We start from the raw sequence: 25,568 nt of genomic DNA on the forward strand, positions 1-25,568 counted from the left end.
ACACATTTTCGGGCACTGGGAGGGTCGGGTGCCACCCCGACCGAAAAGGGTGAAGCCATAATGAGAATCGCTGGGATCAATTGACAGCCGGGTCGCGGCCGGATAATGTGCGGGTTTTGGTCGCTGGGGGCGTCCCGACGGTCGGGACTGAGATCCCCGGAGTCTTCCGGGGAGACCCTTCGAACCTGTACGGGTTATGCCGGCGGAGGGAAGCGACGTCCGGGCTCACGGCCCGTACGCGCGCCAGGCTCCCTCCCGGTTCAAAATCCCGACAAGCGGCCGGGGAGTGAGCATGAGCGCAACACCAGGTGTCGGCGATTACGGTCCCTATTTCCCGGGCTCCCGTAAGATCTACCGGGAGGGTGCACGGCGGGACCTGCGTGTGCCGTTCCGGCGTATTGAACTCGGTCACATGCGCGGGCAGGACGGTACGATCCGCCGCCACCCGCCGGTGGAGGTCTACGATACGAGCGGACCGCACTGCGATCCGGCCGTCGAGGTGGACCCGCGCGAAGGACTCCCGGAACTGCGGGCGGACTGGATTCGTGAGCGCGAGGCCGGGGGAGCGGTCACGCAGCGTGAGTGGGCCTTGCGCGGAGTGATTACCCCGGAAATGGAATTTGCCGCGATCCGCGAAAACGAGGCCGGGGAGGGCGCCGCCGAAGGGCGGGAAGTTCAGCATCCGGGCGAGGATTTCGGCGCCGGGATCCCGGCCCGCGTGAGCGCGGAATTCGTGCGCCGGGAAATCGCCGCCGGACGCGCCGTGCTCCCCGCCAGCCGGAGGCATCCCGAGTCGGAGCCGATGGTCATCGGACGCGCGTTCCGCACCAAGATCAACGCCAACCTCGGCAACTCCGCGGGCCGGTCTTCGCTCGAGGAGGAGGTCGAGAAAATGCGCTGGTCGACCCTCTGGGGCGCCGACACGGTCATGGACCTCTCCACGGGCGAGGCCATACCGGATACCCGCGAGGCGATCCTGCGCAACAGCCCCGTGCCCGTCGGCACCGTCCCGATCTATGAGGCGCTGCGGCGCGCCGGCGATGATCCCGCCGGTCTCGACTGGCCGCTCTTCCGCGACGTGCTGCGCGAACAGGCGGAGCAGGGCGTCGACTACATGACGCTCCATGCCGGGGTCCGGCGCGATACCCTCCCGTCCGCACTGCGGCGCAGGACGGGCATCGTCAGCCGCGGCGGCTCGATCCTGGCCCGATGGATTCAACTGCGCGGAAAAGAGAATTTCATCTACGAGCACTTCGACGAGGTCTGCGCGCTGATGCGCGAGTACGACGTCGCGTTCTCGCTGGGCGACGGTCTGCGTCCGGGCTGCCTGGCGGATGCCAACGACGAGGCGCAGTTCGCGGAGCTGCGCACGCTCGGGGAGCTGACCCGCACGGCGTGGAATCGCGGCTGCCAGGTGATGATCGAGGGGCCCGGTCACGTCCCGCTCCACAGGATCGCGGAGAATATGGAGCGCGAACTTGAAGACTGCTTCGAGGCCCCGTTCTACACGCTCGGCCCGCTGGTCACCGACATAGGTGCGGGGTACGACCACGTGAACAGCGCGATCGGCGGATCGGTCATGGCCTGGCACGGGGCGGCGATGCTCTGCTACGTCACGCCCAAAGAACATCTCGGCCTGCCGGACCGCGACGACGTGCGCGAAGGGGTGGTCGTGCACCGCATGGCGGCGCACGCCGCCGACCTGGCACGCGGCATCCCCGGCGCCCAGGTGCGCGATAACGCCATCAGCGCGGCGCGGTATGATTTCCGCTGGCGCGACGTGATCAATCTGTGCCTCGACCCCGAACGCGCCCGCAGATTCCGTTACGGCGGAGATTCCGCGGCGGAGGAAGAAGAGGTCGACGTGCGCTACTGCTCCATGTGCGGCGAGCAGTTCTGCTCGATGCGGATGAGCCGCAGGGTCGCGGAGGAGGATTCGTGAGTCCCGGACCCGAGACCCTGTCCGCGGAGGCTTGGGACCGCCGGGTGCGGGACTTTTGCGGCGCGGCCGCCGGAGATCGATACGCGTTCTACTCCAGCGTGGCCGGCGGCATTACCACCGATCCCGTCCGCATGGCCGTACCCGCCGACGATCACCTCGTCCATCGCGGCGACGGGGTGTTCGAATCGTTCAAGTGCGTCGACGGCGCGATCTACAACCTTGACGCCCATCTCGACCGCCTCGAGCGCTCCGCAGGGAGGATCGGGCTGGCGATGCCGTTCGACCGCGAAGCCTTGACCCGGATCATTATCGCCACGCTGCGCGCGGGGGGGCGGCGGGACGCGCTGGTCCGTCTGCTCGTGTCGCGTGGCACCGGCACGATGAGCGCCGATCCGCACCGCTGCCGCCGCCCGGAACTGTACGTGCTCGCGTACCGGCTCGGCCCGTCCTCGGCCGGCGATCCCGCCCGGGGCGTCCGCGTGGGCATCAGCGCGGTGCCGGTGAAACACCCGTTCTTCGCCACCGTCAAGACCTGCAATTACCTGCCGAATGTCCTCATGAAAAAAGAGGCCGGAGATCGCGGGCTGCATTTCGTGGTCGGGATGGATGCGCGCGGCATGCTGACGGAGGGGCCCACGGAGAACCTCGCCGCCGTCACCGCCGACGGGGAACTTCGGGTGCCGCCCCCGGACCGGATTCTCGAGGGCACGACGGCGCGCAGGATGCTCGAGCTGGCCGGACGTCTGGTGGAGGCCGGCGAGCTGAATACAGCCGGCTATGCGGAGATTTCGCGCCGGGATGCCGAAACCGCGCGGGAACTGTTGATTGTGGGTACCACCCCCGATATTCTGCCGGTGGTGGAGTTCGAGGGCAGGGCGATCGGGGGCGGGGTGCCCGGTCCGTTGAGCGTCCGGCTTCGCGAGCTTCTGGAACGCGATATCCGCGAAAACGCCGGGCGGCGGACCCCGGTATGGGAGCAGGGAATTGTATCCTGACCTTCAATCCAGCCTGTTGTGCGACGAGGTTCGCCAGGAGCGGAACGGGAAGTTCATGCTGCTGGGGATCTTCGACACCGTCCGCGCGCGGTCGCTCCCGCTCCGCTTTTCGAGACTCTGCATCGTGACCCGCTGGTGCAGCGGCGAGGGGAGCTTTCAGCAGCGCTCGCGCATCCTGTGTCCGGACCAGGAGGCGGTGCTGGCCGAAGGACGGAACATACCGCTGCGGCTGCAATCGCCCGAATCGACCGCGACCAACGTCGAGGTGTTCGCCGACCTGGAGTTCGGCGAATTCGGCACCTACTGGGTGGAGGTGCTGCTCGATGAGGCGATGATGATCCGTTTTCCCATCCGCATCCTGAAGAGCCCGGCAAAGGCGCCGCATTCATGACGGCGCTCTATTACGACGCCCACCTGCACACCCGTCTCTGCCGGCATGCCGAAGGCGAACCCGACGACTACGCCGCGGAAGCCGCGCGGCGCGGGGTGCCCGGCATCACGGTCACCGATCATGCCCCGGTCCCGGGCGGATTCGAGTCGGCGATCAGGATGACACCGGAGGAGTTGCCGCTCTACCGGGCGTGGATCGCGCATGCGCAGGAGACATGGCGGGGCCGGGTGGACGTGCGCGCGGGGCTCGAGTGCGATTACCGCCCCGGCTTCGAGCGATGGCAGCAACGGCTGAACCGCTCGGGCGACTGGGACTTCATTCTCGGCTCCGTCCACTGCAACATGCGCAGTTACCGTCGGCTCTACTACCGCTTCGACCCCGAAGCCTACACGCGCCTGTACTACGATCACCTCGCCCGGGCCGCGGAGACGGGGCTGTTCGATGCGCTTTCGCACCCCGATGTGCCCAAGTTCATGTGGCCGGAGCGCTGGAATCCGGACCGTATCCGCGACACGATCGGACGCGCCCTCGACCGTATCGCGGCAACGGACGTGGCGCTGGAGCTGAACACCTCCGGGACGCTTAAACCGTACCCTGAAATGAACCCCTCGCCGTTCATCCTTCGGATGATGCGCGAGCGGAGCATCCGCGTCTTCCTCGGTTCCGATGCGCATGAACCGGCGCGGGTGGGCTCCGGGTTTCCCGGTGCCCTGGAACTCCTGCGTGAAGCGGGGTATGTAAAGATCAGTTTCTTCGTGGAACGGAACCGGATCGATCGCCCGATCGACGAGGTGGCGCGTGTACTTCGCAAATAGTGAGTGGATCGCTCGGCTTTAGCTCTTGTATGCGCGGCGTGAAAGAGTTAGCTTGAAGCTGTCTCTATAAAAGAGGGGAGGGGCCACCTGATGAATTCAATCAACCGCAGAGATTTTGTGAGATCGGGAGCGATGGGCGCCGTCACTCTGGGCGCGCTCCGGGCGCGCGCGGCGCAGAAAGCCGAGGTCTGGGTGATCGAAGGGGGCGATCCCGATGCGCTGATGACCCGCTGCCTGAAGGTGATGGACGAGCAGAACGGTTTTGCTCCGGGCACCGGATCACTGGCGCTGAAGGTGAACGCCGCCTGGGCCCGTAAACCCGAGGTCGGCGCCAACACGCATCCCGCGCTGGTCTCGCGTTTTCTCGCCGGCTGTCGCGAACGCGGTGTGCGCGAGGTGACCGTGCCCGAGCACCCCTGTAACCGCGCGGAACAGGCCTTCGACCGCAGCGGGATCCGCGACGCCGTCCGGGAGCGCAATTTCCGGATGATCGACCTCAAGACGCGGACGAAGAGTTTCAGGCAGGTCGAGGTCCCCGGGGGGCAGGTGCTCAAGGACGTGGAGATCGCCGGCGAATACCTGGATGCCGACATGGTGGTGAATATGCCGGTGGTGAAGAATCACAGCGCGACGACCATGTCTTCGGCGCTGAAAAACTGGATGGGTGTGATCCGCCAGCGCCGCATCTGGCACGTCAAGGGCCTGCACGAGTGCATCGCCGACTTCGCCGGCGTGATGAGCGCGGACTGGACCATCATTGATGCCACCCGGGTCATGCTCGCGCACGGCCCGCAGGGACCTTCTCAGAACATGAAACGGCCCGGCCGGTTGATCGTATCCCGCGATCAGGTGGCGGCGGACGCCGTGGCGTCCCGTTTTCTCGTGAAACACCCCGGCGAGATCGGGTATCTTCGGATGGCCGCGGAGCGCGGACTGGGCGTCATGGATCCGGAGCGGATCGACGTCCACTCGCTCCGGGCGGCATGACCTGAGGCCGGCGCCGACAGGTGCAAGGACGGTGATCCGCGACGTGACAGGTGCAGGCGGGGGGAAGGATGCCGATAAGTAAGTCCGGTATGATCCGTTGGGCGGTTCGACTCGTGCTGCTGGTCGTGGCCCTGTTGCTGGTGCTGGGCGGCCCGCTTCCCGACGTGATGGCGAAGGCGGTCCCTGCGCTCAGCCCGCTCGCCGTGCTCTCGGCGTCGATCGCCCACCGCGGCTGGTACGCGAACCTGCTCTGGACGGCGCCTGCGCTGCTGGTGCTGGTGTCGGCGCTGTGGAAAGGACGCTGGTTCTGCCGCTGGATATGCCCGCTGGGCACGGTGATCTCGGTCCCTTCGCAGGTAAGCTTCCGCCGGCGTCTGCTGAGAAAAAGGATCAACGGCACGTTCTTCTGGTTCATCGTGGGCGCTTCCGCGGCCGGTTTGCCGCTGCTGCTCTTCCTCGATCCGCTCTCGACGTTTACCCGACTGGGAGTGCTTGCAGGGCGTAACACGGACCCGTGGGGATGGATCGCCGGCGCGCTGATTCCGGCGGTGATGCTGCTCGCACTGATCCAGCCGCAGGTGTGGTGCACGCACCTGTGTCCCCTCGGTTATTTCCTGGAGACCGTTCGTGTGCGGGGCGCGCGCCGCCGCTTTCAGCAGGGACGCCGCGACGTGCTGCGCGGGCTCCTGCTGGGCGTTCCCGCGGCATTCCTCGTGCGCCGTTTCGCGAAGGCGACCGGAAACGAGCGGCCCGTGATGCCCCCCGGCGCGAAGGGAACGGATAATTTCGCCGCCACCTGTGAGCGCTGTTATGCCTGCGTGGAAATCTGTCCGACCCGCGTGATCCGCATCCGGCAGCGGACGGCGGGCATCGCGGAGTGGTACCTGCCCGAGATGGACTTCAATACGAGCTACTGCGAGGAGTTCTGCAACAAGTGCACGCAGGTCTGTCCCACCGGCGCGCTGCGCCCGCTGACGGAAGAACAGAAACGGATGCGCAAGATCGGAACCGCCCGCGTGATCCGGGAACAGTGCCTGGGCTGGGCGGAACAGAAGCACTGCATGCTGTGCGACGAGTTCTGTCCGTACAACGCCGTGCTCGTCCGCAAAGGGAAGAACGACGTGCCGAAGCCGGTGGTCGACCCCGACGTGTGCCGCGGCTGCGGGGCCTGCCAGAACGTATGTCCCGTGGAAGGCAAAGCCATCGTGATCGACCCGACCGGACTGCAGGGCATCGCGAAAGAATACACCGAGGTTACCGGAAAACAGCGCCGGCGGCGCGACCGCAACGGCGGCCGGCGCAACTGAGCGTTTCGGACTTATGCTGACGATCCTGTACGACGGTCAATGCCCGATCTGCCGCGCCGCGGTGCGGCGGCTGCAGCGCCGCGACCATGACGCGGCGCTCTCGTACATCAACATACGCGACGAAGTCTTCGACGCGGCGGACTGGGGGCTGCGGAAGCGCGATGTGGAGTCCGTGCTTCATGCGGTCGGGCCGCAGGGGCGAGTCTGGCGCGGATTCGACGCCGTGCGCGAGGCGGGCCGGGCTACGGGGGCCCGCTGGGTGGCCCTGAGTGAGCTTCCGGTCTTGAGGTCGTTTTGTGAAATGCTGTACCGTCTCGCTCTTCTGTTGCGGTCGCGGCTGACCGCGGAAGAGGGGCGGGAGTGAACGACGCGGAACGTAAAGCGGTTTACCGGACGATTATCATTGCACAGTGCATGGGCATGCTCGGTCTGGTGCTTTTCCAGAACGGCTTCATGCTGAATTACTTCTCCAAACTAAGCCTTTCGAGTGCAGACATCGCGCTCGTCCTCGCTCTCCCGCCTTTCGTGAATATGCTCGTGATGCTGCCGTCCGCGTACATGTCGGATCTGCACGGTAAAAAGCGCCTCGGCGTCATCGGCGGCATTCTCATGCAGTTCGGATTTCTCTCGCTGCTTGTGCCGGGACTACGGGATGCAGTCCATGCCAAAGGACTCGTTTTCTCCGGGGTGGTCGTGTTCAGCCTGGGTAATGCACTGGGCGGATCGAGCTGGTTTGCGCTGCTCAGTCCGCTGGTCCCCGAACACATACGCGGCCGTTTCTTCGGACGCCTGCGCGTGACGTTTCAGACGGTCACCATCCTGTTCACGATGCTCGTGACCTGGCTGCTGGACCGCCACGACGACCTCTGGATGTTCTGCGGCATCATCCTCGTCGCCTGGGTCGCGGTTCTGAGCCGACTGTTCTTCTATATCCGCATCCCCGAAGTCGAGCCTGCGGGCCGCAGGGAGCGCCATTTTCTCGATGCGCTGCGCAAGGTCATAGCCGTTCCCGGGTTCCTGCCCTTCACCTGTTATGCCTTTCTGGTCGCGCTGTTTACCGCGGGCGGCCCTCTGATTTTCGCGCTTCTCGAAAAAGACGTGCTGGCGTTTAAACCGGCCACGATCACGCTGATGGGTACGCTGCTCATGATCGGCATAACCGCCGGCTGCTTTCTCGGCGGAAGGATGGTGGATCGCCTGGGCACGCGCACGGTTTTTGTGCTCTGTCATTTCGCGTATGCGCTTTTTTTCCTCCTGTTCGCTGCACGAGGATTTTTCGCACTGCCGCTCACGTTGTATATCGGGGCGCTAACCCTCGGTTATGGCGTGGTCGGAGGAAGTGCGGGGATCGCGACCTCCTCGGAACTGCTTGCGCTGATCCCCTCCGAAAACAAATCGCTGGCGTGTTCGTTCAATATGACCCTGATCAGCGCCGGTTGTGCCCTGCCGGGCATACTGGTCTCACGGCTTTTGGACTGGGAGGTGCTGAGCGAAAGCTGGATGCTGGCGGGGCAAAGCCTGAGTCCGTACGACACAATGCTCATCGCCAGCGGAGTGATGATGACCCTGCTGCTGGTCACGCTCGGACTCATCCCCTCCGTCATCCACAAAGTGGGTCTCTACCCGGCCGCATCCTCATGGAATCGGGTATAGCTTTCGGAGCGGCGAGCGGAAGTGCGTAGGCCCCCGAGTTCCACCTTGGGACACCCAGAGAAATATCGTAATCGTACTCAGCGAAGCGGTACACGTACTCGATTTATTGAATGGGAAAAAGGATCGCGCCTTCGGCGCTCCAAGCACGCGTACGCGTACGAATCATGTTCTCTGTGGTGATCCCCACAAACCCCTTACCACAACTCTTTCCGCATCCCACTCTTGCCTCCCACCGCTCCCCGAACGACTTCCCGCAAAAATCTACGAAGAACCAAAATAAAACGCCGCTCCGGAAGAAGCGGCGTGCGGACGGGCGGGGGGGCGGAATCAGCGTCGTTGCCGACATCGACGCAGCGCCAGCAGCGCGGTCGCTGCCGTAAGGCACAGGCCGGCCGAGGCCGGTTCGGGCACGGCGCCCGTGAAGCGTATGTCGTCGAAATAGGCGAGTTCGCTGCCCGCGTTCGAGTCGAAGGCGAACCGGAGCGAGACCGCGGAATCATCGAGCCCGGCGTCGCGGACCGCGCTCAGCCCGGTCGTCGCCGTCTGCCACGCATCCCCTCTGGCCTCCAGTTCCGCTTCGCCCCAGTCCACGAGCACCAGGCTGGCGGTACCATCCGTGAGGTCGATCCGCAGGCGGTCGTCCGACTCGTACCCGGTGGACGCCGCGTAGAAGCGGCAGGTCACGCCGCCCGTCACAAAGCCCGAAAAGTCGACCGGGTCGAGCGTCACCTCCATGGTCCCGTCGGTGTCGCTGATCACAAACCCCTGATCTCCCTCGGCGAAGCCGCCGCCGGGGCCCGAAGACGTCACGCCGACCTCGTCGCCGTCGGTCAGCCCCACGCTGTCGCGCGTATTCAGGTACCGGGACGTGAAGCCGAGTTCGGGATCCAGCGCCGGACTGTTCACGACGGGCTCGTCGGCGTGAGTCTCAAGGGCGTGGTCGGTCAGGGGGTCGCCGGTGTCGATGTACGAACCGCCGACGGCGACGGGTTCTTCGAATCCGGTGCGGGCGATGAGGGCGCCCGGGGCGGCGGAGGCCGCCGCAAGCACGGGCAGAATAAACGCGATGATACGATGAGTCATGGGTTCCTCCATGGTTGAGTGAAAGGTAAGGTTCAGAAACGCAGAGCGCCCGTCCGCGCGTCGCCGTCCATCAGGAAGTTCAGAGGTAAAATCCGCATGAGCAGCCGGTTAAAACAGCGTTAGAAATAAGCGTAAACGCTTGCACGGCAAATGATTAACATGACAGCAAATCGGGATCGCGGGGAGAGAATCGAATGAACCATGAAGGACATGAAGGGCATCAAGCTTGATTGAGGGAGGCGAACATAATTCATGCTCGTACTCGAAGCGTCGAGGGCGCGATCCTTTTTACGATCCAGAGCGGGCGTCGGGCAGGAAAAGTCTTTCGCGCGGCCCCGAGAATGAATAAGGTCGTGCCGTTGTGCGCGAACATTCCGATACGCAACGCGAAACAGAAAGGGCGGCCATGCAATTCAGAGAGATCAAGAAGATCGTGGAGCTGATGAAGGATCACGACCTCTCCGAGTTCGAGCTCGAACAGGAGGGCGAGCGGCTCTCGATCAGCCGCGGGTCCGGATATCAGCCTCAGATGATGCACGCACCGGTCGCGTCCGCACCGCCGCCTGCGCCGCCGCCGATGCCGTCCGCGGAGGGCGGGGAGCCGGACGGCGACCGGCAGGACGAGGGTCTGGCGGAAATCACGTCTCCGATCGTGGGGACCTTCTACCGCTCGCCGTCGCCGGATGCCGAATCGTACGTCACGGTCGGCGACGAGGTCGCGGAGGACAGCGTCGTGTGCATTGTCGAAGCGATGAAGGTCATGAACGAGATCAAGGCCGAGGTTCGCGGAAAGATTCGCAAGGTGCTGGTGGACGACGCCAGTCCCGTCCAGTACGGCCAGCCGCTGTTCCTGGTGGAGAGCGCCTGAGGAACCGCAAGACTTCAGCGAAAGGGAACGGGGCATGTTTGAGAAAGTGCTGGTGGCCAACCGGGGCGAGATCGCGATCCGCATCATCCGCGCCTGTCGCGAGCTGGGGATGCATTCGGTGGCGGTGTTCTCCGAGGCCGACCGGGATGCGCTGCATGTCGAACTGGCCGACGAGGCGATCTGCATCGGGCCGCCGCCGGCGTCGGAGAGCTACCTGAAAATCGCCAATGTGATCAGTGCCGCCGAGGTGGCGGACGTCGACGCGATTCATCCCGGCTACGGGTTTCTCGCGGAAAATGCCCACTTCGCGGAGATCTGCGAGAACTGCAACATCTGTTTTATCGGTCCCTCGGCGGACAATATCCGGCGTATGGGCGACAAGGCCGCGGCGCGTGAAACCATGAAGGAGGCCGGCGTGCCGGTCACGCCCGGCAGCGACGGGGTGTTGCGCGATCAGGACGAGGCACTCGAGCTGGCGCGCGCGATGGGCTACCCGGTGCTGATCAAGGCGGTCGCCGGCGGCGGCGGGAAAGGAATGCGGGTGGCGCACAACGACGTGAGCCTCGTCCAGGGATACCTGACGGCGGGCAGCGAGGCGGAGCGGTCGTTCGGCAACCCCGACCTGTACATGGAGAAGTACGTCGAGCGCGCGCGCCATATCGAAGTCCAGGTGATCGGCGACCGCCACGGCGGCGTGGTGCACCTCGGCGAGCGCGACTGCAGCATCCAGCGCCGCCACCAGAAACTGGTGGAGGAGGCGCCGTCGCCCGCGCTGACGCCCGAGCAGCGGCGCGAACTGGGCGCGGCGGCGGTGCGCGCCGCGCAGTTCACGGGCTACAGCAGCGCGGGAACGCTCGAATTCCTCTACGACGAGGCGGCGAAGGAATTCTACTTTATGGAGATGAACACGCGCATCCAGGTGGAACATCCCGTGACCGAACAGGTGACCGGCGTGGACATCATCAAGGAGCAGATCCGCGTGGCCACCGGCGAGCCGCTTTCCTTCTCACAGGAGGAGGTCCGCATCGAGGGCCATTCGATCGAGTTCCGGGTGAACGCGGAAGATCCGCAGCGCAACTTCAGCCCGTCGCCCGGAAGAATCGAGTGGCTCCACTTCCCCGGAGGGCCCGGAGTGCGCATCGATTCGCAGGCGTACGCCGGCGCGGATATTCCGCCGTACTACGACAGCATGATCGCCAAGCTGATCGTGGACGGCCGCGACCGCGAGGAGGCGATCGCGCGTATGCGCCGGGCGATGGACGAATTCACGGTCGACGGCCTGGCCACGACCCTGCCGCTCGGTCTGCGCCTGATGGCCGATCCCAGATTCCAGCGCGGCGAATATCACACCGGGTTTCTGGAACGTTTTCTCGAAGACAGTCTGCCACCGGAGGAATGAGGAGGTAACGATGAACGAAGAACAGCGGGCGGTAAGCCCGAACAACGACGAATACGCCATGCTCGGCGAGGAGACCATCGATGAGTCGTCCTCGCTCGGCTCGGTGTGTATCCATAACGACGTCATCGCCGTGATCGCGAGCGAGGCGGCCTCGCGCGTCGAGGGCGTGGAGGAACTTCCCGGCGATATCCTCGACGGGATCGCGGGCATGATCGGACGCCGCAACCCCGACCGGGGTATCCAGGTGACCGTGGAAGGCGAAACGGTGACGATCGATATCACGGTGATCCTGGCCCACGGCGTGAAAATTCCGCAGGTGTCCTGGGAACTGCAGGAGAGCGTACGGGATGCGGTGCAGGAGATGACCGGTAAAGTGGTCAAGGCCGTGAACGTGATCGTGCAGGGCATCCGGATTCCGGGCCGCGAAAAACCGTCGTCCGGCGAAGCCGGGGAGTAACCATGAAAACCTTCTGTCGTTCCGCGGCGAGCTTCCTGATGTGCGCCGCCCTGCTGGCGACCGGGGTGTGGCTGATCCTCTATCACGGCTATGGCGTGGAACTCGCCTGCATGCCGGCGCAGTGGATCGAGATGACTCCGTTTCGCTGGCGGGCGCTGGGGGCGGTACTGATCCTGCTGGTGATCGGGTACCTCTACGCGGGCGGTCGGGGCCGGCGCAGCCGCCGGTTCGTGTCGTTCGACACGGGCGAGGGTACGGTCTCGGTAAGCCTCGATGCCGTTCAGTCCTTCATCCGCAAAGTGGCCTCGGAATACCCGGCGGTCCTGAGACTCGATCCGTGGGTCTGCGGACATCGCCACGGCATCGAGGTCGATCTGCGTATGCGGGTGCGCAGCGGCGAGAAGATTCCCGAACTGTCCCGCAGGGTTCAGGACCGCGTCCGCAGCAGCCTGAGCCGCGATCTCGGACTGGACCGCGTCCATAAGATGAAAGTGACGGTGCAGGAGATCGTCGGCGAACCGGCCCCGGGTCCGGAAGCCGGACGGTCCCCGGACATGAACGATGAACTGGAACGCGATCAGGACTGACCACGCCGGCGTTGCGGACCATGTGTTCGGTCCGATGCGTCCGGCCGTCGAAACGGCGGCGGAGACGATGGTGTGCGCGCTGCGCGCCGGCGGCAAGATCCTGTGCTGCGGCAACGGCGGCAGCGCGGCGGACGCCCAGCATTTCGCCGCCGAGATCCTGAACCGGTTCGAAACCGATCATGAGCCGTGGCCCGCGCTGGCCCTCACCACCGACAGCTCGGTACTGACCTCGATCGCGAACGATTACGACTACGCGGAGGTCTTCGGGAAGCAGGTCCGCGGCCTGGGACGACCGGGCGACGTGTTGCTGGCGATCTCGACCCGGGGTCATTCCGAATCCGTCGTGCGCGCCGCAAAGGCGGCGCGCGGCGCGGGGTTGACTTCGATCGCGCTGACCGGCGCGGACGGCGGGACCCTGGCGGAGTATTGCGATCAGGCGCTGATTGTGAAATGTTCGCGCGTGACCGCCCGAATCCAGGAGGGGCACGCGATGATCGTCCACCTCCTGGCGGGCATCATTGAAGAACGTATGAGCGAAGAAAGGAGCGATCTTGGTACATCAAGGAGATAACCCCGAACTGATTATTGTGGGCTCGGTCGGAATCGATACGATCGAAACCCCCGCGGAGAAACGCGAAAATGTGCTGGGAGGATCGGCCACGTACGCCTGCGCCGCATCCTCTTTTTTTGCGCCGACCGGTATGGTGGGCGTGGTGGGGACGGATTTCCCCGAAAAACATCGCGAACAGTGGCGCGGCATGGGCATCGACCTGGACGGTCTGCAGACGGCGGAGGGAGAAACGTTCCGCTGGTCGGGCGTCTACGCCGAAAACATGGACGACCGCGAGACGCTGGAAACGCATCTGAACGTATTCGCCGACTTTGCGCCCGACCTGCCGGAACGGTACCGGCGCGCACCGTACGTCTTTCTCGGCAATATCTCGCCGCAGCTCCAGAAGAGCGTGCTCGATCAGGTCGACCAGCCGAAGTTCGTGCTGCTCGATACCATGGATCTGTGGATCAATATCGCCCGCGACGAACTGGAAGAGGTCGTCGGCGGCGTTCATATGCTCACGCTCAACGAATCCGAGGCGCGGCTCTGGACCGATGAGCATTCGCTGCTGCGCGCGGCCCGGCGGCTGCTGCAGATGGGCCCGCAGTACGTGCTGATCAAGCGCGGCGAGAGCGGCAGTCTGCTGGTCTACGGCGACGAGGTGTTCCTGCTGCACGCCTATCCCCTGGAGCAGTTCCGCGATCCCACCGGGGCGGGCGACAGCTTCGCCGGCGGGCTGATCGGCTCGCTCGCGGAATCGGGCGAGATCGGCCCGCTGAGTATACGCCGCGCGATGGCCTACGGCAGCGTGACGGCCTCGTTCGGGGTGGAGGAGTTCAGCCTGGAACGCCTCAGCGCACTCGGCCGGACGGAGATCGACGAGCGGTTCGCGCGATTCGAACGGATGTGCCGGTTCTGATCCGCCGGCTGCGTAAACGGGAGACGGGCGCCCCCCGGCGGCCCGTCTCCGGTCTCCCGCCCGGGGGCGGGGTCAGCGAAAGGAAAGGGCGTACAGTCATGAAGCGCCGGATGTGTGCCGCGTTCATTCTGATGTGGGTGTCGACGGGGTGGTGTGCGGCCGCCGCCGCGCAGGACGCCGACGGGGAAGGGCGGGAGAAACTCCCGATCGATATCGAAGCCGCCCGGCTCGAGTACGTGAAAGAACAGCTCATCGGCAGCGGCGATGTCGTGATCCGGCATGACGCCATGACGCTGAAGGCGGATTACGCGTCGTTCCACCCGGAAACGGGGGTGGTTTACGCCCGTGGAAACGTGGAGTTCACGCGCGGCGATCTCCTCTGGCAGGGCGAGGAGATTCGCTACAACCTGAAGGAGAAAACGGGCGATTTCGGCCGTTTCTCGATGGAGGCGGGAAAGTATCACATCACCGCCGGCGGCTCGGAACGCGTCTCCGAACGGGAACTGCTGCTGCGCGATGTGATGTTCACGCCCTGCGAAGGGACGCCGCCCACGATCTCCGTCCACGCGCGTGAGGCGAGACTGATCGACCGCCACCTCATCAAGGTCCGTCACGGAACCTTCCGGGTGCGCAACATGCCCGTGATGTACCTGCCTTACCTTAAGCGCGACCTGGAAGGCGGCGTCTATAACTTCTCCGCCGGGGAGAGCGGCGACTGGGGGCCCTACGCGCTGAACACCTTCACCTACAACCCGCACAGCAACGTGGTCGCGAAGACCCACGCCGACGCCTACGCGCGGCGCGGCCTCGGCTTCGGCCAGGACCTGCGCTGGGGGCGGGAACGGGGTGAGGGGAATCTGAGCCTGTACTACATCAATGACTCCGAGCCGCAGGACGACGACCACGCCACCGAGGAATATCTCAACGAATCGAAGCGCTACCGGATCCACCTGCGCCACCTGGAGCGGCTCTCGGATTACGAATACGCGGCGGCGCGCCTCGATTACTGGAGCGATCCGGATGTGGTCGATGATTTCTTCGACGACGAGTTCCGGTCGCATTCCCGCCCCGAGAATTATCTCGCGTACTCCTGGTCCGGCCGCGCCCATACGCTGGGCGCGCGGGTCGATGCGCAGCTCAACGATTTTGAGGACCGCGTGGAACGGCTCCCGGAGATCGCCCTCGATCTCTACCGCCGCCCGGTGACCGATCTCCCGCTCGTGTACCGCTCGGAAACCGAGGGGGCCTACCTCGCCCGGCGCTACCCGGGCGGGCTGCGGACGCCGGTTCCGGACGACTACCACTCGTGGCGGCTCGACAGCGCCCACTTCCTGGAGTCGCCGCAGAAACTGTACGGCTTTCTCAACGTCATTCCCCGCGCGGGCTACCGGGCGACCGTGTACTCGGATACGGCGGGAGGCGACGGCGATATCCGCCACCTCGGCGAGCTGGGTGTGCTGAGTTCGTTCAAGGCCTACAAGGTGCTCTCGGAGCGTGAGCGGTTCTACGGCGACGGGCTGCGCCATCTCGCCGAGCCGTATGCGGACTACGTCTGGCGCCCCACGCCGAACCTGCGCCCGGGCGACCTGGACCTCCCGCAGGACGCCGATATCTACGAGTTCGACCACATCGACGAACTCGATGAGGCGCACGACCTGCGATTCGGGATCCGCAACAAGCTGCAGACACGGCGCAACGGGCGGGTCGAGGACGTGCTGGATGTGGATTTCGGCACGGTGTACCGCATCGAACCGGAGACGGGCGAAGAGGACTACGACACCCTGTTTTTCCACGCCGAGTTCGACCCCGTGGAACGCATCCACCTCGAATCGGACTTCGAATACGATTGGTACACGCACGAATACTCGCCCTTTAATGCGCGCGCCGAATTGATGACCACCGACGACAGCCGGCTGGATATGGAATACCGCTACCGCGAGAACGAGCACGACCTGTTCGAGGCGGAACTCAATCTGTTCCCGAACGAGACGTGGTCGCTGGGACTGGTCACACGCTACGACCGCGACGAAGAGGAGTGGGACGAGAACGGGATCACGGTTCGCCGCCGGTTCGACTGCGTCGGACTGGGCATGGGATACCGCAGGAGCCAGCACGATCACCAGATCTTCGCCTACTTCTGGGTGCTCGAATTCGGCGATACCTCGCCGCGGCTGGGGATTTAGCGCGGGGAGTGGGAGAGTAAGAGGGAGTGGGAAACCTGAGACTTGAGACCTGAGTAAGATGCTGTCTGGATCGAACCACACCTGACTTCAACACTGCCCGAAAACGCACTCGATCCCCGGGCCGTCCGCAAATGCGTGAGGGTAGGGATTCTGCTGGACAGCAGAAGGCCGTCCGCCGTATTCGTACTCTTACTCGTACGCGTACTCGAAGCGCCGAAGGCGCGATCCCATTCCCCCGGTTCAAGGAATTCGAGTACGAGTACCGCTTCGCTGAGTACGAGTACGCGTACGTTGTGACGCGAGCGGATTTCTAATCCAGCCGCTACGATTTCAGTGGTTCCACAAAAATCCACAAAGAACCCGAAGATCGCGCCCTACCCAAGAGAGGCAAGCCGAGCCCGTGCGTGAAGGTAGGGATTCTGCTGGACAGCAGAAGGCCGTCCACCGTTTTCGTACTCCTACTCGTACGCGTACTCGAAGCGCCGAAGGCGCGATCCCATTCCCCCGATTTCCCCGATTCAAAAAACTCGAGCACGAGTACGATGTATTCACGCGAAGTGCGCTCGAGCGTGTCCATCGTTACCGGCGTTCTTCCCGCCGCACCTCAAAGATCACCCGCAGCGCCTCGACGATCATCCAGGCCTCGAGTGCCATGGTGATGATGCTGATCGCGAACAGCAGGTAGTTCGCGTCGCCGAGAAATCGCTGCAGGTTGATCCCCATCGACCAGCCCGTCATGACCAGCATGAAGATCATCGGCACCGCCGTGAGCCAGATGGTCCGCCGCTCGCGCGCGAGATAGACGGTCATGACGAGCAGGGCCAGCCCCGCCAGCAGCTGGTTCATCGCCCCGAAGAGCGGCCAGAGAATCAGGGCCCCGGTGCCTCCGCCGCCGTTGGCGAAGGCCAGCAGCAGGGCGGTCCCCACCGCGATGGCCGTGGCGGGATGCTTGCGGCTCAGGAAGGGCACCCGGCAGGTCTGCGCCATCTCGCCGACGATATAGCGCTGGATGCGCGTGGCGGTGTCCAGCGTGGTGGCGGCGAACGAGGCGACGAACACGCCCATCAGGGTAATGATCACGCTTCGCGGGATGCCCAGCGAGGCCACCATGTTCGACGCGCCGCTGATAAAGGCGTGCACCTTGGATCCCAGCCCCTGGGCCGCGGTCCAGCTCGCATAATGCTGCTGGAACGCGGCGGAGCCGGTCAGCCGTCCTCCCTCCATCTCCAGCCCGAGCCCGAGTCCGGCGCCGCAGGCGATCAGCACGAACACGGCGAGCAGCCCTTCCATGAGCATCCCGCCATAGGCGATCGGCAGGGCGCTGCTCTCGAGATCGCATTGCTTGGAGGAGGTTCCGGAGGAGACCAGCGAATGGAAGCCGGAGACCGCGCCGCAGGCCACGCTGATGAAAAGCATCGGGATCAGCGGCGGTGCGCCTGCAGGCGAGGCGTCGACGGCCGGGGCGACCAGTTCGGGGCGGCTGACCAGGATGCCGAGCAGGAGAAGACCCATGGCGATCATGAGCTGGAAGGCGTTGATGTAGTCGCGCGGCTGCAGCAGTACCTGAACGGGCAGGGTGGAGGCGAGGTAGGCGTAGGCCAGCAGGATCACCACCCAGGTCCCGGTCGTGCTCAGCCCGCCCGCCCCGGGAAGGTGCACGGGCAGGTAGGATCCGAGCACGATGGTCAGATACATGGCGGCGGTGGCGACGAGGCCGCAGACGAGATGCGGTTGGCCTCGCCGGTAGACCACCCATCCGAGGGTCATCGCGATCGGGATCTGCAACCAGCAGGGCAGCACGGCTTCCGGAAACGTACTGAACACGGAGGCGATCACGACCCCGAAGATGGCCACCACGATCAGAAGCGTCAGGAAGATGATGACGAGGAAAAGTCCGCGGATCCGCGGCGTGATGACGTTCCCCGCCAGATCGCCGATCGACCGCCCCTGATTCTTCAGCGACAGGCACATCGCCCCGAAATCATGGACCGCGCCCATGAAGACGGAACCGATCAGGATCCAGAGCAGCGCGGGGAGCCAGCCCCAGATAATCGCGATCGCGGGTCCGACGATCGGCCCGGTCCCCGCGATCGACGTGAAATGGTGCCCGAACAGCACGGTCTTGTCCGTGGGCACGAAATCCACGCCGTCATACCGGCTCCGGCTCGGACACTCGTTCATGTCCGACAGACGGAAAATCCTTCGCGCGAGAAACTTCCCGTAGGTGTGATAGGCGATCAGGTAGAGGATCGCCGTCCCGAGCGCAATCAGTACCGAGGTCATGCATCACTCCTTGCCGGTTTGGCTGAACGCACCATTATGCATCGGCGATCCGGGAAGACAATCCGCTTCCGGAAGTTTAAATTTCCGGGAAATATACAGTCCGTTATTGCGGCGGGCGCCGGGGTGCGTTCATAATGTGCGGTTTTTCAGCGCCGGGAGCCGTATACCATGCAGACATATGTGGAATGCATACCCTGTTTCGCGCGCCAGTCGCTGGCGGCGGCGCGCGCCTTCGCGCCGGGCGATGAGGCGCGTCAGATCAGCCTGATGACCGATGCGCTGGGGTATCTCGCGCACTGTGATGTCCGGAGGTCGCCCCCGGCGATCGCACGCGACGTGTACCGGATGCTGCGCGAAAAGACCGGGGTGCAGGACCCCTACGCGGAGGAAAAACATCGCTCCACCGAACAGGTGCTGGAACTCATCCCGGAACTGGAGGCTTCGTTCGACGAGGCGGCCGATCCGCTGGAACACGGCGTCCGACTCGCCATCGCGGGGAACATCATCGATTTCGGCGCCGGGGACTGGGCGAAGACGGGCGATCTGCGCGCGGTGATCGCACATGCGCTGGAGACGAAAATATGCATGGAGAGTTTCGAGTACTTCAGGCAACGGTTGAGCGGCGCCGAGCGCATCCTGTATCTGGGCGATAACTGCGGCGAGGTCGTGTTCGACCGGCTGCTGATCGAACGGCTCCCGCGGGGAAAGGTGACCTTCGCCGTGCGCGGCAGCCCGATTATCAATGACGTGACCCGGCGCGAGGCCGTGGAGGCCGGGATCGACGCATGTGCGGACATCGTCGAAAACGGGTCCGACGCTCCCGGAACGATCCTGGAGGACTGCGCGCCCGGGTTCCGGCGGCGCTTCGAGGAGGCGGACCTGATCATTTCCAAGGGGCAGGGGAACTACGAAACCTTGAATGAAAACCGGAAAGAGATATTCTTTCTGCTCAAGGTGAAATGCCCGGTCGTCGCCCGGACGACCGGGCGCGAAGAGGGTACGGTACTGCTCTACCGCAAACCCGCCTCGAGCGGCAGAAAAGGATAAGCCGATGCAGCGGATTATGATGAAATCCAAGCTCCACACCCCGACCATCACGGGGCTGGAACTTTACTACGAAGGCAGCATCACGCTCGATCCCGAGCTGATGGAGGCCGCCGACATGCTGGCCGGCGAGCAGGTGCAGGTCGTCAATCTCAATAACGGCGAACGGCTGTTCACCTATATCATCGAGGGCGAGCGCGGGACCGGCCAGGTGGAACTCAACGGTCCCGCCGCACGCAAAGGCGCCGTGGGCGACCGGATCATCATCATCTCCTACGCCCACGTCAACGAGGAGGACGCCCGCGGCTTTGAGCCCGTAATTGTGCATGTGGGAGAGGGGAATCGTACCAGCCCGTAGATCTGATGCGGGGGGATGTGTTTCGATCCCGATTGCGGTCCCGATAGCGATTATCGGTACGTCTTATTCAGGTCTTCCGCTCAGATAGCCTCATCCGCAGATCGCGAGGAGCACCCCGGCGGCGACGGCGGAACCGATCACGCCCGCCACGTTCGGACCCATCGCGTGCATCAGCAGGAAGTTGTGCGGATTCTTCTCCAGCCCGACCCTGTTGACCACGCGCGCGGCCATCGGGACGGCCGAGACGCCCGCCGCGCCGATCAGCGGATTGATCTTTTCGCGCGAGAGCCGGTTCATAAGCCGGGCGAGCAGTACGCCCGTCGCCGTGCCGATCGAGAAGGCCACCAGGCCGAGAATGAGGATGCCCAGCGTCTCGAAGGTCAGAAACTGGTCCGCCGCGAGTTTCGATCCGACGGTCAGGCCGAGCAGGATCGTGACGATGTTGATCAGTTCGTTCTGGGCCGCCTTCGAGAGCCGGTCCGTCACGCCGCATTCCTTGACGAGATTGCCGAACATGAGCGCGCCGATCAGCGGCGTCGCGTCCGGGATGAGCAGAAGACAGATGCCCAGGACCATCAGCGGAAACACGATCTTCTCGGTCTTCGAGACGTGACGCAGCTGCTTCATCTCGATGCGCATCTCGTCCTCGGAAGCCAGCGCCTTCATGATCGGGGGCTGGATGATCGGCACCAGCGCCATGTACGAATAGGCGGCCACCGCGATCGACCCCATCAGGTCGGGGGCGAGCTTGCTGGAGAGGAAGATGGCCGTCGGTCCGTCCGCGCCGCCGATGATCCCGATCGCCGCGGCGTCCTGAAGACTGAAATCAATCACCGGCAGCAGGTCCGAGATCCACAGCGCGCCGATCAGCGTCGTGAAGATGCCGAACTGCGCCGCGGCCCCCAGCAGGGCGGTCTTCGGATTGGCCAGCAGCGGGCCGAAATCGGTCATCGCCCCCACGCCCATGAAGATCAGCAGCGGGAACACGCCGGTAGCCACGCCGAATTCGTAGATGTGGTAGAGGAAGCCTCCCGGCTCCGCGATGCCGGCCACGGGGATGTTCGCCAGGATCCCGCCGAACCCGATCGGGAGCAGGAGCAGCGGTTCGAATTTCTTCCGGACGGCCAGCCAGATCAGGAGGAGGCCGACGAGGATCATGATCGCCCGGCCGAGGCCGCCGTCGAGGAAGCCGTAGAGTCCGGTCGAGTGCCAGAGTTCGTTGAATGAAGATGCCCAGTCCATGATGACTCCTGCCCGTGTGCTTTAAGTATCCGTCGTCCTCCGGGGGTTCAGCGCCGCGGGTCAGTTTACCCAGAGCAGCACGTTCCCCGCCGCCACCGAATCGCCGGCTTTGACGGCGATGGAGGACACGGTGCCCTTGACCGGAGACTTGACTTCGGTCTCCATTTTCATGGCCTCCAGGACGGCGAGCAGGTCGCCCTCGCTGACCGGGTCGCCCACCTGTACGGCGATCTTGTTCACGGTCCCGGGCATCTGGGCCTTCACGGGCTGCGCGTCGCCGGTCGCCGCGCTTTCTTTGCCGCCGGGCGCGGTGCCTTCCACCTGGACTCCGTCCCGGATGTCGAATTTATAGCTCTTGCCGTTGACCACGGCCTGCGTACCTTCGATCACCACCGAGTAGGTCCTGCCGTCGACGTCCACGGTGTACCCCTCCGCATCGTCCATGCTCTTCGCGCTGCGCGCGGTCTGCTTGCGGACGTTGGTTTTGGCTTCGCCCTTGAGGTAGGCGATGCCTTTCTGTTTGCAGGCGGCGGCGATAAAGAGATTCTCCTCCGTCTCGGGCAGGCCGGCGGCCTTGAGCATCGCCCGGGCGGGCTCAAGTCCCTTGTCCGGATCCGCGTCGTTCAGCTCGATCACGGTCTTGTCCGTCGGCTCGAGCCCGAGCTGTTCGGAGGCGAGTTTCACGATCTCGGGATCGGGGTCGACCGGCGTGCGCCCGAAGTAGCCGAGCACCATCTTGCCGTAGCCGTCGGCGATCTTCTTCCAGGGCCCCATCATCACGTTGTTGAAGGCCTGCTGGAAGTAGAACTGCGAGACGGGGGTTACGGAGGTACCGAAGCCGCCGCGCCGGACCACCTCGCCCATGGCGGCGATGATCTCGGGATAGCGGTCCATGAGATGGTTGTCGCGCAGCATCTGGGTGTTCGCGGTCAGGGCCCCGCCCGGCATGGGCGAGAAGGGGATGGTCGGCTCGACCGACTTGGCTTCGGGCGGCGTGAAGTAGTCCTTCATGCAGTCCTTGAAGACCTCTTCGGCCTTGCGCAGTTTCTCGACATCGATATCGAACTCGAACTCGGACCCCCGCAGCGCATGCCACATGCTCAGCACGTCGGGCTGTCCGGTTCCGCCGGAGACTGGCGCCATCGAGAGGTCGAGCTGATCGGCCCCGCCGTCGAGGGCGGCCTTGTAGCACATGACGCCCGTGCCGGCGGTGTCGTGGGTGTGAAAGACGAGCTTCGTTCCCTCCGGCAGTTCCTTCCGCGCGCGGCGGATCGTCTCGTAGACCTTCGCGGGCGTGGACGTGCCCGAGGCGTCCTTGAAGCACACGCTGGCGTAGGGGATTTCGGCTTCCAGGATCTCGCGCAGCACGCGCATGTAGAAATCGGGAGTATGCGCGCCCTCGCAGCCCGGCGGCAGCTCCATCATGCTCACGACCACCTCGTGTTTCAGACCGGCCTCGTGGATGCAGCGGCCGGAATACTTAAGGTTGTTGACATCGTTGAGCGCGTCGAAGTTGCGGATCGTCGTGATCCCGTGCTTCTTGAACATGCGCGCGTGCAGGTCGATCACGTCGCTCGACTGCGATTCGAGACCCACCACGTTGTTGCCGCGAGCCAGGGTCTGCAGGTCCGCGTCCGGTCCCGCCGTCTCGCGGAAGGCGTCCATCATGTCAAATGCGTTTTCATTGCAGTAGAAGAACAGCGACTGGAAACGCGCGCCGCCCCCGGCCTCGAAGTGCCGGATACCCGCATCTCTCGTAGCCTCCACGGCGGGGAGGAAGTCCTTGGTGAAAACCCGGGCCCCGTAGATGGACTGGAAGCCGTCACGGAACGCGGTGATCATGATCTCGATTTTCTTTTTGCCCACAGCGCGACCCTCTTGTTTTGGTGATGCCTTAATTTCCGGTATGCGATCGGACGGCGGCCAGAACCACGGCGATGTCCGAACGGTCTTCTTTAGCCACCTCGAGATGGCTTTCGGACTTCTCCGGTTCCGGGAACAGGTGTCCGAATTTTCTGAAGAATGCGGCGGAGAGATTCATGGCCGCGACGAGCAGTGCGAGGAAGGCGAATACCGTGGCCATTCCGATCAGTAAGAGCATCCATCCCTGTGCGATTCCGTCCATGATTCGACCCACCCCCGCTCGAATTCCGTGCTTTGGTTTCGCGGCCTCGTCAGAATAAAATGAGGGTCTTCATAAAGGCTGTGCCCGGCGCTGACCAGCTTAAAAGGAGAAAATTAATCATGGGGTGGACGGTGGAGTGGATTCCGCGGGTGGATTCGACCAACCGCGAGCTGCGGCGGCGGGTTGCGCGGGGCAGGGGCGTGGGCGATCGCACCGTCCTGGCGGCCCGGGAACAGACGGCGGGGAGAGGGCGTCATGACCGCGTGTGGCACGCGGTGCCGGGCCGCGATCTGACCTGCTCGCTGTTCGTGCGCACGAAGGCCCCGCCAACGCGGATGCCTTCGCTGGGCATGGCGGCCGCGGCCGGCGTCGCGCGATTTGTCGAAGACCTCGGCGTCGAGGCGGGACTGAAGTGGCCCAACGATGTCCTCGCGCGCGGTCACAAGCTGGCGGGACTGCTGACCGTGTCGGCCGGGGGCGCAGCCGGCGGGGCGGTGATCGGTCTGGGCCTCAACGTGAACATGACGCGCGCCGGGGCGGAGGCGATCGATCAGCCCGCCACGTCGCTGCGGATCGAACTGGGCCGGGAAATTCCGGTCGAGCCGCTGCTTGACGACCTGCTGCGGACCGCGGGTCCGGAGATTGATCGCTGGCGTGAGAGAGGCTTCAACGCCGTACGCGCGACATGGGAGCGGCTGGGGCAGCCCCCCGGCGCGAGTCTCTGCAGGCTCGATTCCGGGGCCGGGGAAACGGGAACCTTCGCGGGATTCGGCGCGGACGGCCAGCTGCTGCTGCGCGATGGTGACCGGCTGCGCGAGGTGTGGTCCGGCGAGTGGGGCGAACCGACCGACGCGGGCTTCGCCCGCAACCCAGGAGGGTGGAAGTCAAGTGGTCAACGGTCGGATGACTCTCGCAAAGGCAGAGATCCGCGCAGCGGAAAAAGTTCGTAGTAGGCCCGCAGGCCTGCGAAGCAGGGCCAGGGCCGTGATCTTTCACGCGCCTTGGCCCTTCGGGCGCATGCGGCGCGACTACGAACGTTCGGCCGCGTCGATGAACCGCCGGATCCTCCCGTCCAGCGCCTGCTGGTCGGTGGCGAAGCTGTGCAGACCGCTGAGATTCATCAGGGCGTCGAGGCCGACCGAGCCGTCGCGAAGGCGGTCCCGCCAGTGTTCCAGCACGGGGATCTTGCCGTCCCTGCGCACGGTCTCCTCGTCGCCGGGGCTCCATTCCGGAAGGAACCCCGGGAACCCGGCTTCGGCGAAATGGCGGGGCAGGTCGGGGGGCTGCAGCGAATCCGGGTCTAGGTCCAGCAGGGCCGCGACGGCCTGTTTGAATCCGCGCGGCACGTCCCAGAGTTCGTGGACGAACGAGGCGTCTTCGTCGAGGTCCACGGCCGGGTCCTCGCCGACCCGGTAGCCGATTCCGTTCGCCGGCTGTTCGCGGTAGGCGCGCGCCACTTTGACGGGAAGGGTGAAGATATCGACTCCGGCCAGGGCGGCCACCTGCCCGGGGTCGCGCATGCTGGCGCCGATCTGCTTCGTACGGCTCGCGCCGTTTTCCCGCAGCTGGATCAGTTCCCGCTGTGAGGCGAGCGTGGCCTTTTCTCCGATCCCGGCCCCGCTGCCGAGTCCGCTGTCGACCACAAAGGCGTTCAGGCGGCCCATAAAGACGTTCGCGAACAGGGGTTGAGCCAGACACGCGGCCAGGTAGTTCTGGCGGGCGGAAAAGCCGAGGGTGAAGTTGACCGGGATGCCTTCCCGTCCGAGGCGGCGTGCGGCGAGGAATCCCTCGGGCGTCAGCGGCACCTTGACGTAGAACCGCTCGGGGCAGAGGGCGTAATAGCGGCGGCCGTACTCCACGGTAAGCTCGACCCTGCGGGCGAACGCGGTGTGAAGCTCCACGCTGACATGCGCGTCGAAGCGGTCGACGAGTCTGAGCGCGTGGACGGCATTGAGGACGAATCCCGTCTCCCGAATCCGCTCCTCCCCGGAGAGCGCGGGCGCTTCCCGGTTCAGAACCCCGGCGATCCGCCGGATGGCCGCATCGTATCCGCCTTTCTGAACCTCCCGGTTCAGCAGCGTGTTGTTGGTCGTAAGGGCCTCGAACTCCGAGGTCCAGAGTTCCGCGGCCTGATCGATGTCCCCCGTATCCAGCCAGAGACGGGTGCCGGTCTCCTGCAGCTTGTGCCATTCCGAATCGCCGTGCGGGATCGCGGATGGCGGTTCCTCGAAACGGGCGCGTTCGTCTTCGACCAGGCGATGTACCAGGCCCGCGATATGGTTGCTCATGGAGACGGCTCCTTGTCGGCAGTTCCGGTTGCGAGCGAAGATTTACACGGCACACGGTCCGATACACCGGCGCACACGCCTGTATCTAA

24 protein-coding genes and 1 riboswitch are annotated in these 25,568 nt (G+C 64.6%); of the genes, 18 read left to right on the forward strand and 6 right to left on the reverse strand.

Translation table 11 applies throughout. From position 1 onward, the window contains the following. The first annotated feature begins 115 nt into the window (after positions 1-115). Positions 116-228: riboswitch (TPP riboswitch) on the forward strand. Between the two features lie 64 nt (positions 229-292). From thiC to L21SP4_RS03955, 8 genes are all read left to right on the forward strand, one after another. After that, complete coding sequence (gene thiC / locus L21SP4_RS03920; RefSeq protein WP_074041380.1) at positions 293-1,942, forward strand: phosphomethylpyrimidine synthase ThiC; 1,650 nt, start codon at positions 293-295, stop codon at positions 1,940-1,942. Then, entirely contained in the window at positions 1,939-2,937 is a 999-nt protein-coding gene (locus L21SP4_RS03925; RefSeq protein ID WP_052881436.1) for an aminotransferase class IV, read from the forward strand. The genes thiC and L21SP4_RS03925 overlap by 4 nt, the downstream gene beginning before the upstream one ends. Further along, entirely contained in the window at positions 2,927-3,328 is a 402-nt protein-coding gene (locus L21SP4_RS03930; RefSeq protein ID WP_144413743.1) for a DUF6941 family protein, read from the forward strand. The genes L21SP4_RS03925 and L21SP4_RS03930 overlap by 11 nt, the downstream gene beginning before the upstream one ends. Further along, positions 3,325-4,143, forward strand: a complete 819-nt coding sequence (locus L21SP4_RS03935) for a histidinol-phosphatase (RefSeq protein WP_052881438.1) — start codon at positions 3,325-3,327, stop codon at positions 4,141-4,143. The genes L21SP4_RS03930 and L21SP4_RS03935 overlap by 4 nt, the downstream gene beginning before the upstream one ends. A 132-nt stretch (positions 4,144-4,275) precedes the next feature. After that, a complete protein-coding gene (locus tag L21SP4_RS03940) occupies positions 4,276-5,130 on the forward strand; it encodes a DUF362 domain-containing protein (protein WP_052881439.1) in 855 nt (284 codons plus the stop codon). Between the two features lie 89 nt (positions 5,131-5,219). Further along, positions 5,220-6,437 carry a 4Fe-4S binding protein gene (locus tag L21SP4_RS03945; protein WP_052881440.1) on the forward strand — a complete coding sequence of 406 codons (1,218 nt, stop codon included), beginning with the start codon at positions 5,220-5,222 and terminating at the stop codon, positions 6,435-6,437. Between the two features lie 13 nt (positions 6,438-6,450). Further along, the gene (locus L21SP4_RS03950) at positions 6,451-6,801 is read left to right on the forward strand and encodes a thiol-disulfide oxidoreductase DCC family protein (RefSeq protein ID WP_052881441.1); all 351 of its coding nucleotides are present in this window, start codon (positions 6,451-6,453) and stop codon (positions 6,799-6,801) included. Continuing rightward, the gene (locus tag L21SP4_RS03955) at positions 6,798-8,090 is read left to right on the forward strand and encodes an MFS transporter (RefSeq protein ID WP_052881442.1); all 1,293 of its coding nucleotides are present in this window, start codon (positions 6,798-6,800) and stop codon (positions 8,088-8,090) included. Before L21SP4_RS03950 ends, L21SP4_RS03955 begins: the two co-directional genes overlap by 4 nt. Before the next feature lie 327 nt (positions 8,091-8,417). On the opposite strand, the gene L21SP4_RS03960 is transcribed toward L21SP4_RS03955, so the two are convergent. Then, positions 8,418-9,173 (reverse strand): hypothetical protein, encoded by a 756-nt coding sequence (locus L21SP4_RS03960; RefSeq protein WP_052881443.1) that lies wholly within the window; start codon positions 9,171-9,173, stop codon positions 8,418-8,420. Between the two features lie 406 nt (positions 9,174-9,579). Here L21SP4_RS03960 and accB point away from each other — a divergent pair, with 406 nt between their 5' ends. From accB to L21SP4_RS03995, 7 genes are all read left to right on the forward strand, one after another. Then, a complete protein-coding gene (gene accB / locus L21SP4_RS03965; RefSeq protein WP_052882954.1) occupies positions 9,580-10,041 on the forward strand; it encodes an acetyl-CoA carboxylase biotin carboxyl carrier protein in 462 nt (153 codons plus the stop codon). Between the two features lie 34 nt (positions 10,042-10,075). Further along, entirely contained in the window at positions 10,076-11,440 is a 1,365-nt protein-coding gene (gene accC / locus L21SP4_RS03970; protein ID WP_052881444.1) for an acetyl-CoA carboxylase biotin carboxylase subunit, read from the forward strand. 10 nt (positions 11,441-11,450) lie between these two features. Then, on the forward strand, positions 11,451-11,897 hold the full coding sequence (locus tag L21SP4_RS03975) for an Asp23/Gls24 family envelope stress response protein (RefSeq protein ID WP_052881445.1): 447 nt from the start codon (positions 11,451-11,453) through the stop codon (positions 11,895-11,897). A 2-nt stretch (positions 11,898-11,899) separates the two neighbouring features. Beyond that, complete coding sequence (amaP, locus tag L21SP4_RS03980) at positions 11,900-12,484, forward strand: alkaline shock response membrane anchor protein AmaP (RefSeq protein WP_052881446.1); 585 nt, start codon at positions 11,900-11,902, stop codon at positions 12,482-12,484. After that, entirely contained in the window at positions 12,459-13,055 is a 597-nt protein-coding gene (locus tag L21SP4_RS03985; RefSeq protein ID WP_052881447.1) for a D-sedoheptulose-7-phosphate isomerase, read from the forward strand. Before amaP ends, L21SP4_RS03985 begins: the two co-directional genes overlap by 26 nt. Further along, positions 13,036-13,956, forward strand: coding sequence for a PfkB family carbohydrate kinase (locus L21SP4_RS03990; protein WP_201774680.1), 921 nt, complete (start codon positions 13,036-13,038; stop codon positions 13,954-13,956). The genes L21SP4_RS03985 and L21SP4_RS03990 overlap by 20 nt, the downstream gene beginning before the upstream one ends. 98 nt (positions 13,957-14,054) lie before the next feature. Further along, positions 14,055-16,139, forward strand: coding sequence for an LPS-assembly protein LptD (locus L21SP4_RS03995; protein ID WP_052881448.1), 2,085 nt, complete (start codon positions 14,055-14,057; stop codon positions 16,137-16,139). Positions 16,140-16,718: 579 nt separating this feature from the next. Here the strand turns inward: L21SP4_RS03995 and L21SP4_RS04010 are convergent. Then, positions 16,719-18,422, reverse strand: a complete 1,704-nt coding sequence (locus tag L21SP4_RS04010; RefSeq protein ID WP_052881451.1) for a carbon starvation CstA family protein — start codon at positions 18,420-18,422, stop codon at positions 16,719-16,721. Positions 18,423-18,590: 168 nt separating this feature from the next. Here L21SP4_RS04010 and L21SP4_RS04015 point away from each other — a divergent pair, with 168 nt between their 5' ends. Further along, on the forward strand, positions 18,591-19,469 hold the full coding sequence (locus L21SP4_RS04015) for a damage-control phosphatase ARMT1 family protein (protein WP_052881452.1): 879 nt from the start codon (positions 18,591-18,593) through the stop codon (positions 19,467-19,469). Positions 19,470-19,473: 4 nt separating this feature from the next. Further along, entirely contained in the window at positions 19,474-19,824 is a 351-nt protein-coding gene (panD, locus tag L21SP4_RS04020; protein ID WP_052881453.1) for an aspartate 1-decarboxylase, read from the forward strand. A gap of 90 nt (positions 19,825-19,914) precedes the next feature. Here the strand turns inward: panD and L21SP4_RS13210 are convergent, their stop codons facing one another. The 3 genes from L21SP4_RS13210 to L21SP4_RS04035 are packed head-to-tail and all read right to left on the reverse strand — an operon-like array spanning position 19,915 to position 23,191. After that, positions 19,915-21,066 carry a sodium ion-translocating decarboxylase subunit beta gene (locus tag L21SP4_RS13210; RefSeq protein WP_052881454.1) on the reverse strand — a complete coding sequence of 384 codons (1,152 nt, stop codon included), beginning with the start codon at positions 21,064-21,066 and terminating at the stop codon, positions 19,915-19,917. A 60-nt stretch (positions 21,067-21,126) separates the two neighbouring features. Continuing rightward, entirely contained in the window at positions 21,127-22,932 is a 1,806-nt protein-coding gene (locus L21SP4_RS13215) for a biotin/lipoyl-containing protein (protein ID WP_052881455.1), read from the reverse strand. A 28-nt stretch (positions 22,933-22,960) separates the two neighbouring features. Continuing rightward, on the reverse strand, positions 22,961-23,191 hold the full coding sequence (locus tag L21SP4_RS04035; RefSeq protein ID WP_052881456.1) for an OadG family protein: 231 nt from the start codon (positions 23,189-23,191) through the stop codon (positions 22,961-22,963). 119 nt (positions 23,192-23,310) lie between these two features. On the opposite strand from L21SP4_RS04035, the gene L21SP4_RS04040 reads away from it, so the two are divergent. Then, entirely contained in the window at positions 23,311-24,141 is an 831-nt protein-coding gene (locus L21SP4_RS04040; RefSeq protein WP_052881457.1) for a biotin--[acetyl-CoA-carboxylase] ligase, read from the forward strand. A gap of 78 nt (positions 24,142-24,219) precedes the next feature. On the opposite strand, the gene L21SP4_RS04045 is transcribed toward L21SP4_RS04040, so the two are convergent. Continuing rightward, the gene (locus L21SP4_RS04045) at positions 24,220-25,479 is read right to left on the reverse strand and encodes a transaldolase family protein (protein ID WP_052881458.1); all 1,260 of its coding nucleotides are present in this window, start codon (positions 25,477-25,479) and stop codon (positions 24,220-24,222) included. Positions 25,480-25,568: the final 89 nt, after the last annotated feature.

The organism is Kiritimatiella glycovorans (genome assembly GCF_001017655.1).
In the GTDB taxonomy this organism is placed as follows: Bacteria; Verrucomicrobiota; Kiritimatiellia; order Kiritimatiellales; family Kiritimatiellaceae; genus Kiritimatiella; species Kiritimatiella glycovorans.

Coding starts and splice junctions, on each gene's coding strand:
- thiC (WP_074041380.1), top strand. CDS start 293: ATGAGCGCAACACCAGGTGTCGGCGATTACGGTCCCTATTTCCCGGGC.
- L21SP4_RS03935 (WP_052881438.1), top strand. CDS start 3,325: ATGACGGCGCTCTATTACGACGCCCACCTGCACACCCGTCTCTGCCGG.
- L21SP4_RS03940 (WP_052881439.1), top strand. CDS start 4,276: ATGGGCGCCGTCACTCTGGGCGCGCTCCGGGCGCGCGCGGCGCAGAAA.
- L21SP4_RS03945 (WP_052881440.1), top strand. CDS start 5,220: ATGATCCGTTGGGCGGTTCGACTCGTGCTGCTGGTCGTGGCCCTGTTG.
- L21SP4_RS03950 (WP_052881441.1), top strand. CDS start 6,451: ATGCTGACGATCCTGTACGACGGTCAATGCCCGATCTGCCGCGCCGCG.
- L21SP4_RS03960 (WP_052881443.1), bottom strand. CDS start 9,173: ATGACTCATCGTATCATCGCGTTTATTCTGCCCGTGCTTGCGGCGGCC.
- accB (WP_052882954.1), top strand. CDS start 9,580: ATGCAATTCAGAGAGATCAAGAAGATCGTGGAGCTGATGAAGGATCAC.
- accC (WP_052881444.1), top strand. CDS start 10,076: ATGTTTGAGAAAGTGCTGGTGGCCAACCGGGGCGAGATCGCGATCCGC.
- L21SP4_RS03975 (WP_052881445.1), top strand. CDS start 11,451: ATGAACGAAGAACAGCGGGCGGTAAGCCCGAACAACGACGAATACGCC.
- amaP (WP_052881446.1), top strand. CDS start 11,900: ATGAAAACCTTCTGTCGTTCCGCGGCGAGCTTCCTGATGTGCGCCGCC.
- L21SP4_RS03985 (WP_052881447.1), top strand. CDS start 12,459: ATGAACTGGAACGCGATCAGGACTGACCACGCCGGCGTTGCGGACCAT.
- L21SP4_RS03995 (WP_052881448.1), top strand. CDS start 14,055: ATGAAGCGCCGGATGTGTGCCGCGTTCATTCTGATGTGGGTGTCGACG.
- L21SP4_RS04010 (WP_052881451.1), bottom strand. CDS start 18,422: ATGACCTCGGTACTGATTGCGCTCGGGACGGCGATCCTCTACCTGATC.
- L21SP4_RS04015 (WP_052881452.1), top strand. CDS start 18,591: ATGCAGACATATGTGGAATGCATACCCTGTTTCGCGCGCCAGTCGCTG.
- panD (WP_052881453.1), top strand. CDS start 19,474: ATGCAGCGGATTATGATGAAATCCAAGCTCCACACCCCGACCATCACG.
- L21SP4_RS13210 (WP_052881454.1), bottom strand. CDS start 21,066: ATGGACTGGGCATCTTCATTCAACGAACTCTGGCACTCGACCGGACTC.
- L21SP4_RS04035 (WP_052881456.1), bottom strand. CDS start 23,191: ATGGACGGAATCGCACAGGGATGGATGCTCTTACTGATCGGAATGGCC.
- L21SP4_RS04040 (WP_052881457.1), top strand. CDS start 23,311: ATGGGGTGGACGGTGGAGTGGATTCCGCGGGTGGATTCGACCAACCGC.
- L21SP4_RS04045 (WP_052881458.1), bottom strand. CDS start 25,479: ATGAGCAACCATATCGCGGGCCTGGTACATCGCCTGGTCGAAGACGAA.